Raw genomic sequence first — 9,285 nt, 5'->3', positions numbered from 1 at the left:
GACGGCGGTCGACTCCGGGCGGCGGCACGGTCGGCGTTTCCCCGATGCGCCAGGATTGCAGGTGAGCGGCTCCAGTTCAGTGGATCATGATCCGCGGGAGCAGGAGGCCGCAGAAGTTCCACCTGCTTACGATGTCGGACGGTGACTGGAAAATCTCTGCAACCGCCGGTGCCGAGCTCCCCAGCCGTGGCAGCGCGGATGAGTCGTCAGGCACGTGCGGACACCGCACCCGAGATGGCGCTCAGACGGATGCTGCATGGTCGGGGCAAGCGCTATCGCGTCTCCTGGCCTGTCCCGGGACTCAGGCGGAGGACGATCGACATCGCCTTCACGCGGTCCCGAGTGGCCGTCAACGTGCACGGCTGCTTCTGGCACGGCTGCCCGGAACACGGAACTTGGCCGGTAGCCAACGCCGTTTGGTGGAAGCAGAAGATCGATCAGAACAAGGTTCGCGACGCGCAGACGCGGCGGCACCTCGAGGACCTGGGATGGACTGTCCTGGAGATCTGGGAGCACGAGCCCCCCGACGTGGCCCTCGGTCGGGTCCTCGAGGCGCTTCAAGGGGTGCGTGGAACTTCATCACGCGCCACCTGCCGGGTCGGCGCTGGTGATGAGTTCACGACTGACTAGCGTGGGGTCGGTGCTGGCGCCGAGTTTTCAGATGCTAGATCTCTTCGCCGGCTGCGGGGGGCTCACGCGGGGGTTCCTGGATGAGGGGCACTTCCGCGTGGCTGCCGCCGTGGAGCGGGATGTGTCGGCTGCGGCGACTTATGCGGTGAACTTCGACACCGCGGGCCAGCACACCTTCGCCGGCGACATAGCGGCCTTCGTCGACGTGCCACCGGCGGACGTCGTTGTCGGCGGGCCTCCCTGTCAAGGCTTCTCGGCGCTCGGCCGGCGGGACCCTGCCGACGTGCGAAATCAGCTGTGGCGCGAGTTCGTCAGGGTCGTACGCGAGTCTGGCGCGCAGATGTTCGTGTTCGAGAACGTCGACCGGTTTGCTCGCACGCCCGAGTTCCAGCTCCTGCGACGAGCAGCTGATGAAGGCGGGGAGCTGTCTGACTTCCGTTCACAGGTGTTCCGGCTCAACGCCGCAGATTTCGGGGCACCTCAGAAGCGTGTCCGGACGGTCGTGGTCGGTTCGCGAATCGGTCCGGTGGTAGATCCCGTGATGACGCACGGTAAGAATCCAGGCGCCGGCCTCGAAGCTTGGCGCAGCCTGCGCCAAGCCTTCTTGGAGGGGCCTGTGGTGTTGGAGCCCGACGTTCGCGACGTCTGGCTTCCCGAGAGCGCCATCGACTTTCAAGGCGTGCCGGTCGCGGGACCGTTCAAGCTTCGCGACCTGCACGTCACGCGGCACTATGACGTGCTCTCGGAGATCCGTTATGCACACATCGCGCCTGGGCAAGGTCGCTTCCAGCTCCCCGAGGAGCTCCAATACCCGTGCTGGCGGCGCCACTCAAGCGGCGCGGGAGACGTCTTGGGTCGTCTGCGCTGGGATCAACCGTCGGTGACCATCCGCACCGAGTTCTTCCGACCGGAGAAGGGGCGCTTCCTGCACCCGCAGTGGGAAAACGGTGGCCTTCAAGTGAACCGTGCCCTCACGCATGCCGAGGCGGCTGTCGTTCAGGGCTTCGATGAGCGTCACCTGTGGTGCGGATCCAAGGCTGCCATCGCCCGCCAGATCGGTAATGCTGTTCCGCCCCCGCTCGCTGCGGCTGTGGCGGCGGCTGTCGCTGGTCGGCTCAACGCCTGATTCAAGGCACCCAGCAGCGGATCGGCGACGCTTCCGCGGCGGCTGCCGTGATGGCGCCCCGGTGGCAGAGCAAGTGATCGTCCCGTGAAGCTCCCAGCTGGCAAGGTTGGACCGCCACCAGGCCCCAGGATGATCGGGCCGATTGGAGGACTTGCCAGTCCGGTCCTCCTCCAACCAGCGGTCCTATTCGGGGTCGTACGGCTCGCCGTTTGCGTCGGCGGTGTGCTTGCGGAAGGCGACCTCGTCCTGCAGCGCTCGGCCGGTCAGTGGCTCGATCTCATCGACCGGCCCCGCGTAGGAGTCCAACGGGCGCCATTCCTCCGTCACGGTGCGTCTTTCACCCGGGGCGAGTGGTTGGTCGGGGCGGCTGGCACCGGGTCGAATTCCGCCGAAGTCACGAGATCAGCGACCACGCGGTGGAGCGCTTCGGCGATGGTGCTGCCGGGCAGCCGATCGGACACCGCGGCGTCGACGCTCCTGTAGTACCAGAGCAACTGGTCCGCGCCGGCGTTGAAGGTCGACCAGAACTCCGGGCCGAACTTGCGCAGGTCGGCGGCGATCCGCGATCCGTTGTGGATCTTGTCGGCGGCCGTCACGAGCAGTGCCTCGTTCGACTTCTTCGCCGGGTCGAGCAGGCCCTCGACGTACGGCATCTTGCGCTCCGCCCAGGTACCACTCCGGTTGCCGGCCGCGTCGAGTCCGTCCGAGCACGCTTCGACGATGGCGGCCACCGGCTCGCCGAACTGTTCGCGGATCTCTGCCAGCACGCGCGGGCCCTCGCCGTCAGGTGCGTCCTCGACGGTGTCGTGCAGCAGGCCGGCGATCGCCTGGTCCTCGCTTCCGCCGTGCTCCAGGATGATCGCGCTGACGCTCATCAGGTGCGACATGTACGGCACCCGCGATCCCTTGCGCAGCTGCTCCCGGTGGTGCCGCGAGGCGTATGCCAGCGCTTCGTCGAACCGCTCGGTCAGCGGCCCGGCGCCCGTCGTCTTGCGTGCCTCGAGTGCGGCAGCCGTCATGTGGTGTCCCTTCGTCGTGGTGGTGTCAGGAACGTGGGGCCGCGATGGCGGCCAGTGTCGGCGCTCCGGGCAGCACCCGTCGACGAGGGCGACGCGGCCAGGATCCGGCGTTCCATCGCGTACTCCGAGTCGTCAAGGCGTCCGGGTCGTCGTCCGGCAGGTAGTACCGCCGTACCTCGACCTCCTCGGCAGCACTGGACTCGCGGATGACCTCCGCCCAGTTGCCCCGGCCGGGCAGGTGGACGGTGAGCGTCTCGGACTGGCCGCCGACCCGCCCCAGCTCGCTCCCTCCGACGCTGTCCACAGCGGCGAGCACGTCGAGCAGGACGTCGTCCGAGCCGACCCGGTCACCTATCGCACCGATGCACTGCAGCCGCGCGTGCGTCGTCCCGCCGACCTCGTCCACCGACAGCAGCCGGTACTCGCCGCCGGCGATGAGTTCCTGCTCGCAGGCCTTGAAGCCCGACGCCACCCACGCCGGGACGGCCGGGAAGTCGCCGACGATCTCCAGCGGGAAGCGGGTGCCGAAGCTGGTCGCGATACCCGGGTCGAGCGAGACGCCCCGCAGTGGCATGGTGGTGCTGCCGCGGCTCAACTGCCGGGGGACCTGGTCGAACTCCTGACCGAGACGGTCGAGGAGATGGCGCGTCGGAGCCGTCGGACGTTCCGGTGGTGCCGCACGTGTCGCACCCTCCACCGGCCCGAGCACATGCACGACCGGCGCGACTGCATGGGCTGCGCGGCCGACCACCGCGGCGTCCGTTACTAGCCCGACGTCAGCGCAGGCGACTGTCCGTCGACAGGCTGACGGACCCTGGCTCTCTGTACCCGCGTCAGGAGCAGCGGCATGTGCTGGTGAGTGTCAGCCGCATCTCGCACGAGGGACACAGATCCGTCGCCGGGACGATCCGGCTCCGCTGGGCATCCGCGGGGAGGCGGAACACCGTGGCCGGCTTACGAGGCAGCGGGGCCGGTGCCACCTTGCGCTTCCACCCCGAGTTCGGGTGGGCCAGGACGTCGGCGACCTGCGCCCTCGTGATGTTGAGGCCGTCCGCTTTTAGTGTCCGGGCGAGCTGCTTGTACCCGACTCCCGGGTGGGTCTCGGCGGCTTGGCGCACCCGTGCCTGCACCCCTGCCGGCAGGGTGGAACGTGGTGTTCCCGGCCGACCTGATCCGCTCGTCGCAGGTCCGCGCGGTGCCGGAACCACGGGTCGATCCGCGGGTCGGGGCTGCCCCCCGGCGCCACGGCGGCTCGGCCACGTGCCGGACCGGGTGGTCCTACGGTCAGCACGAGCCGTCGACCGCCCGAGCGCCTGCAGGTCCCAGGGAGCCTGCCGTTCGACGACCTCGTCGTCGAGGCGATCACCGAGCGAGCCGTCGGCATGATCATCGAACCAGTCACCGATGGACCTGGCCACCTGTCCTCCTCACCACTCGGTCGAGGCGTCATGGCAGCACGCCGGGCCGGTGGTGCGTGGTCGAGAGTCCGCCGTGTCACCGGACCGAGTGAGCGGCCCGCGTGGTGACGGCTGTCCCGTGCCTCGGCGCCCCAGCCGGCGCGGCGGGCGGCGCTGTCAGCCGGGCCCTTCGCCGTGGCGGTGGTCGTGTCAGTGCTGTCCGCTCTACTCGGGTCACGTCGTCACTGGTCACGGCGTCGAGGAGCTGGTGGACGAGTTGGTCGGGGTGGCTGGAGCCGGTGTGCTCGTCGTTTTGTCGCGTTCCTGTCGTCGGTGCCGGTGGTCGCGACGACGCCGTCCGGTGGGCGGCGCTCGGGCGCACGCGGGCCGCGGCCGGGTAAGTCGACGCTGCTCACCGCCCCCGGGCGCCCGGACGTCGACGTGACGGCCATCTCCGCGCGGCACGGTCCACCGCTGACCGCCCGGTCGTCGGGGACGTTGTCGGCTCGCACTGCGGTGGGACGGCGGCTCGCTGTGGGTCTTCGGCGACACTTCGCCGTTCCGCGGGTAGCGGGAGGTCATCGAGCGGCTGCAGGTCGCCGTCGCCGACCTAGATCTGGGCGGTGTGCAGTTATCCGGTCACCGGGCCGCTGCGGTACTCGATGACCGGCCGACAGGCGGCTCGGCTGGCCGCCCCGGTCGTCGTCCCGGTGCCCTAGGAAGGGTGAAGCGACTTCCTGCAGGTCTCCGCCGCGGGCGAGCGGGAGTCGACGCAGACTCCGAAGACGCCCGGCGTCGGTTCCGCTGGCTGCCGATGGGGGAGCCGGTCGAGGTGGGGCCGGTCCACCGTTGATGAGAATCGCTGGTGTGGCAGTCGCGGGTCCGCCTACCCGTTTGCAACCCTGAGTTGGCTCGCTGGTGCCAGCGATGCCGAGGGAAGGATCGCGAGTGGACGCTGCGTCACCGTCATTGTTCGACGAAGCAGTCGAGCCAGCACCGGACCACGTCCGGCGGATCCCCGATACCGAGCGGCCGCCGGTGCCGACGCCGGTCGAGCGGTGGACCAGCCTGTCCGCGTGCGTCCTCGACGCCGTGTGGAGCGTCGGCGCCGACCACGACCGAGTGGTCGTGCCGCTGGTACACCGGGTCTTGACGTCTGGCGCGACCGGGCCGCTGCTCGCGGACTCCCTGCCAGAGGTCGACAGTCACCCGTTGCCGCGGCTGCTCACCCGCTTCCCGGACGAGCAGGCGCTGGAGGCGGCCGCGCAGAACAGGCAGCGGACGTCGACCCGCGGCGGCGTGACCAAGGCGGACGCCGCACTGCGCTACGCGCGCACCCTGGTCACGCACGGCGTCCTCGGAATGGAGGACCTGCCGCGGCTGGTGGCAGACCCGGCACTTCGGTCACGCCTCGACCGTGCGCTGAGTCGAGTGCCGGGGGAGGGACAGCACGGAGCCCGGCGCAGCCACTTCTGGTCGCTCTGCGGCGTCACCGACAAGCCTTCGTCAGTAGGCGGCCATTGACGCCACGGTTGGCCGGTGCCGTGTGTGGTCGTCAGTCGCTGGTCACGAGGCCGCGCACGTAGACAGCTCCAAGTCGCAGTCGGGCGGTCGGACACGGAGAGGCAGCCGCTCGACGTTTCTCGAGCATCGTGGCCGGGCGACGACCGAGCCAGCCGATGGCATGACCTGCGGGTCGTCCACCGTGAGCGCGGCGCGGCGCGGCGCTGTCGGGTAGTGAGTCGCGGAGTCGTGCCCGACGTGCGGTGCGGTGCTCGTGGTGCCGATACACCTGGTGAGGCGCGGACGAGCGCCCCGCCGCCACCTGGGCTGTCCGTCTGGACGGTGGCACGTGAGGGACGCGACAGCGCCCCAGACGAGAGGTGCACGTATGCCGACGTCCAACTCCCTCGTGACGCTGCTCGAGCAACTGCCCGGCGTCTCGCAGGTCGACGCCACCAGCGACCGGGTCAACTCGATCGGGAACACGGTCGTGCGGTGCGTGTACGACGGCAGACGAGCAGTCGCCGTCGGTGCTGACGGCAGGACGGAGATCGATGCACTGCTCGACCTGGTCGACCTGCACCTGCACGGCGCCGGCGTCGTCGGCGACACCGCGGTGGTCGCGGATGAGGTCGTGCTGCTCCTGGTCCAGGACGCGTGGGACACCGAGGCAGAGGGCGCGCTACGGACGCTCGCGGCCGAGCTACGGGCTCCTGTCCGGGTGCTGCTGCGCCGGCTGAACAGTCGGGGTGACCTGCTCCCCATCAGCGCCAGCGGTCTCGACGACATCGGCGATCACGAGAAGTACCGCTACACCGAATGGTTGCGCTACCTCATGGACCTGGGCGATCGTCCTCCGACGCTGGTCAACCGTGTCCTGGCCGGCGTCACGCGCCCCGAGTTCCGCGCCTATCCGATGCTGACGCGTAAGAACTGGTGGTCCCTGCGGCTCGAGGGCCTGGAGGTCGCTCAGGTCGGCGCGCAGCAAGGTCGTGTCGACGTCGGTCAGGACTACGACGGGCGTCGCGGCCCCGAACGGGCTGCCTGGCTGACCGCCGTCCCAGAGGGACGGCTGGACATCACGGACGACGACTCGTCCGTGGCTAGGGCTGCCGGGGCCATCAACGCCTTCGCCGACGCCTGGGACGGGGAGGTCCCGGCCACCGGCAAGCACAACGAGCACGTGCTCGAGTCACGGATCCTCCGTGGCATCGTGCCGGTCCGGACGTCGGAGGGTGCCTTGACGCTCCTGCGATCCCCGGAGGAGCAGCGGGTGAGCTGGGGCAGTCAGTTCCCGACTCGCTGGGGGCTGACCAAGTCCAACAGCGGTCGCTACCTCGACGTCCTCCTCCGGGACGGTCGGACGCCCTGGGCGTTGGAACTGAAGGTCGATGGCAGCGCCGGGGTGGCCGGGTACTACCGGCACGGCGTCAAGCAGGCCGTCTTGTACAGGCACTTCATCCGGCACGCCACGTACCTCGCGCCGTGGTTCGAGCGGTTCGGTCTGGACCATGCGGCCTGTCGTGCGGCTGTCGTGGTCCCGGAGTTCCAACCGGACCAGGAGCGTTGGCGGGACCGCCTCCAGCGGGTGTGCGACGCCTTCGACGTCGAGCTGATCACGGTCCCCGAGCACTTCGCGCGCCAGGGGACGATGCGCTGACCTGTAGGGACCGGCCCGCAGTGACCGGTGCGCTGATCAGCCCGGAACCCCGTCGTACCGACCGGCTGGACGGCAAGATGCCAGTCGTGGACATGAAGCTCGAGCTCGTGCCAATCCCTGTCACCGACGTCGACCGCGCCAAGGCGTTTTACGTCGACCGGCTCGGCTTTACGGCCGACGTCGACGTGCAGCCGGCCGACGGCGTCCGCGTCGTCCAGCTGACCCCGCCCGGGTCGGCCTGCTCGATCGGCTTCGGCACCGGCTTGCCGGTCTACGCGGCCGAGCCTGGGTCGGTCCGCGGGCTGCACCTGGTCGTCGCCGACATCGACGCGGCCCGTGCCGAGCTGGTCGGCCGCGGGGTCGACGTCGGTGAGGTCACCGACGTCGGCGGGGGAGTGCGCTACGCCGGGTTCGCCGACCCCGACGGCAACGGCTGGACCCTGCAGGAGATGCCCTGGCGCACCGGCGACGCCTTCTGACCAGCGCGTCGCCATCTCGTCGTCGTCCGGCTGGGCGATGACTGACGTGCCGCGACCGGGGCCGCGTCTACGGCCCCGAGAGTGGCAGGGTGCCTCGCGTGGACATGAAGCTGGAGCTCGTGCCGATCCCGGTTGCCGACGTCGACCGGGCCAAGGCGTTCTACGCCGACCAGCTCGGGTTCACCGTCGACCTCGACCTGCGCCCGGGTGACGGGTTCCGCTTCGTGCAGGTGACCCCGCCGGGCTCGGCCTGCTCGGTCGGCTTCGGCACTGGGCTGCCGGTGTACGCGACTCCGCCCGGTCCGGTCAGCGGGCTGCACCTGGTCGTCGCCGACATCGAGCAGGCCCGCGCCGAGCTGGTCGGCCGTGGCGTGGAGGTCAGCGACGTCGTCGACGTCGGCGGCGGGGTGCTGTACGCCGCGTTGTCGGACCCCGACGGCAATGGGTGGGCGCTGCAGCAGATCCCCGCTGACCGATCTACGGCCCAGTCCCAGGTGTGGCGGAGGCCCGCCCTCCGGACCGACGACACGGCGGCGCCGTGAGCCTGCTGATGCGTGCGCTCGAGGTCGCCATGCGGCTGGCCTTCAAGCCGCGGATGGCCACGGTGGCCCGAGCCCGGAAGCGGCTCGCCGCCCCGAAGGCGAGCACCGAGCCGCCGGCCCGCTTGCGGAAGCAGCGCGACGTCCGTAGCCGGCAGCTGAACGGCTTCGAGGTGCACACCGTGCTGCCGCGCGGCCGGACGCCGCAGCGCGCCGTCCTCTACGTGCACGGCGGCTCGTACGTCAGCGGCATCGCCCCGCAGCACTGGGCGCTGATCGGCGCGCTCGCCGATGCCGGCCTGCGGGTCGAGGTGCCGCACTACGGGCTCGCCCCGCAGCACACCCACCGGGACGCCTATCCGTTCGTCACCGAGGTCTACCGCCAACTGCTGGACGACGCGGACGGCGTGACGATCGCCGGTGACTCCGCCGGTGGGGGGCTCGCGCTCGGCCTGGCGCAGACGCTGCCCGACGCCGGCCTGCCGCAGCCCGAGCGCATCGTGCTGCTATCCCCGTGGCTGGACCTGACGCTGAGCCACTCCGGCCTCCCGGCCGTCGAGGCGCACGACCCGTGGCTGTCCAGCGTGGGGCTGCGGGTGGCGGGGGAGGCGTGGGCCGGTGGTGACGACCCGACGCAGCCGCGGCTCAGCCCGGGCAACGGACAGCTCGCCGGGCTCGCACCGATCGACGTCTACGTCGGCACGCACGAGATCGGCCTGCCCGACGGCCGGCTGCTCATCGAGCGGGCTCGGGCCGCCGGCGTCCTCGGGCACGCGGAGGTGTGCGAGGGCGCCGTCCACGTCTACCCGCTGACCCCGACGCCGGAGGGCCGCGCGGCGACGCGGCGGATCGTGCAGCGCATCGCCGGCTGAACCGCATCGGCGGAACTGTCGGACGCCCGTGCCAGGTTCGCGGGGCGCACGGTAACGGGG

10 protein-coding genes are annotated in these 9,285 nt (G+C 70.5%); 7 read left to right on the top strand and 3 right to left on the bottom strand.

Annotated features, from left to right (window positions below; translation table 11 throughout):
* Positions 1–198 precede the first annotated feature (198 nt).
* Both KUM42_RS04030 and KUM42_RS04025 read left to right on the top strand, forming a co-directional pair.
* Positions 199–630 (top strand): very short patch repair endonuclease, encoded by a 432-nt coding sequence (locus KUM42_RS04030; RefSeq protein WP_255557572.1) that lies wholly within the window; start codon positions 199–201, stop codon positions 628–630.
* A gap of 10 nt (positions 631–640) precedes the next feature.
* The gene (locus tag KUM42_RS04025; RefSeq protein ID WP_237495142.1) at positions 641–1,756 is read left to right on the top strand and encodes a DNA cytosine methyltransferase; all 1,116 of its coding nucleotides are present in this window, start codon (positions 641–643) and stop codon (positions 1,754–1,756) included.
* Between the two features lie 183 nt (positions 1,757–1,939).
* Here the strand turns inward: KUM42_RS04025 and KUM42_RS04020 are convergent, their stop codons facing one another.
* The 3 genes from KUM42_RS04020 to KUM42_RS04010 are packed head-to-tail and all read right to left on the bottom strand — an operon-like array spanning position 1,940 to position 3,526.
* A complete protein-coding gene (locus KUM42_RS04020; RefSeq protein ID WP_237495141.1) occupies positions 1,940–2,083 on the bottom strand; it encodes a hypothetical protein in 144 nt (47 codons plus the stop codon).
* Complete coding sequence (locus KUM42_RS04015; RefSeq protein WP_237495139.1) at positions 2,080–2,775, bottom strand: HD domain-containing protein; 696 nt, start codon at positions 2,773–2,775, stop codon at positions 2,080–2,082. The genes KUM42_RS04020 and KUM42_RS04015 overlap by 4 nt, the downstream gene beginning before the upstream one ends.
* Positions 2,776–2,800: 25 nt before the next feature.
* A complete protein-coding gene (locus KUM42_RS04010) occupies positions 2,801–3,526 on the bottom strand; it encodes a hypothetical protein (protein ID WP_237495137.1) in 726 nt (241 codons plus the stop codon).
* A gap of 1,594 nt (positions 3,527–5,120) precedes the next feature.
* Between KUM42_RS04010 and KUM42_RS04005 the strand changes: the two genes are divergently transcribed.
* The 5 genes from KUM42_RS04005 (at position 5,121) to KUM42_RS03985 (ending at position 9,225) form a co-directional block, all read left to right on the top strand.
* Positions 5,121–5,696, top strand: coding sequence for a hypothetical protein (locus tag KUM42_RS04005; protein ID WP_237495135.1), 576 nt, complete (start codon positions 5,121–5,123; stop codon positions 5,694–5,696).
* Between the two features lie 367 nt (positions 5,697–6,063).
* Complete coding sequence (locus KUM42_RS04000) at positions 6,064–7,335, top strand: hypothetical protein (protein WP_237495133.1); 1,272 nt, start codon at positions 6,064–6,066, stop codon at positions 7,333–7,335.
* 92 nt (positions 7,336–7,427) lie between these two features.
* Positions 7,428–7,814, top strand: coding sequence for a VOC family protein (locus KUM42_RS03995; RefSeq protein WP_237496635.1), 387 nt, complete (start codon positions 7,428–7,430; stop codon positions 7,812–7,814).
* A 104-nt stretch (positions 7,815–7,918) separates the two neighbouring features.
* A complete protein-coding gene (locus tag KUM42_RS03990) occupies positions 7,919–8,356 on the top strand; it encodes a VOC family protein (protein WP_237496634.1) in 438 nt (145 codons plus the stop codon).
* The gene (locus tag KUM42_RS03985; RefSeq protein ID WP_237495131.1) at positions 8,353–9,225 is read left to right on the top strand and encodes an alpha/beta hydrolase fold domain-containing protein; all 873 of its coding nucleotides are present in this window, start codon (positions 8,353–8,355) and stop codon (positions 9,223–9,225) included. The genes KUM42_RS03990 and KUM42_RS03985 overlap by 4 nt, the downstream gene beginning before the upstream one ends.
* Positions 9,226–9,285 lie beyond the last annotated feature (60 nt).

The sequence above is a fragment of the Modestobacter sp. L9-4 genome (assembly GCF_019112525.1).
GTDB lineage: Bacteria > Actinomycetota > Actinomycetes > Mycobacteriales > Geodermatophilaceae > Modestobacter.
This window is presented reverse-complemented; position numbering and strand designations above follow the sequence as displayed.

Bases quoted from the DNA above. Each gene is read 5' to 3' on its own strand.
- KUM42_RS04030 (WP_255557572.1), top strand. From the start codon at position 199: ATGAGTCGTCAGGCACGTGCGGACACCGCACCCGAGATGGCGCTCAGA.
- KUM42_RS04015 (WP_237495139.1), bottom strand. From the start codon at position 2,775: ATGACGGCTGCCGCACTCGAGGCACGCAAGACGACGGGCGCCGGGCCG.
- KUM42_RS04000 (WP_237495133.1), top strand. From the start codon at position 6,064: ATGCCGACGTCCAACTCCCTCGTGACGCTGCTCGAGCAACTGCCCGGC.
- KUM42_RS03995 (WP_237496635.1), top strand. From the start codon at position 7,428: ATGAAGCTCGAGCTCGTGCCAATCCCTGTCACCGACGTCGACCGCGCC.
- KUM42_RS03990 (WP_237496634.1), top strand. From the start codon at position 7,919: ATGAAGCTGGAGCTCGTGCCGATCCCGGTTGCCGACGTCGACCGGGCC.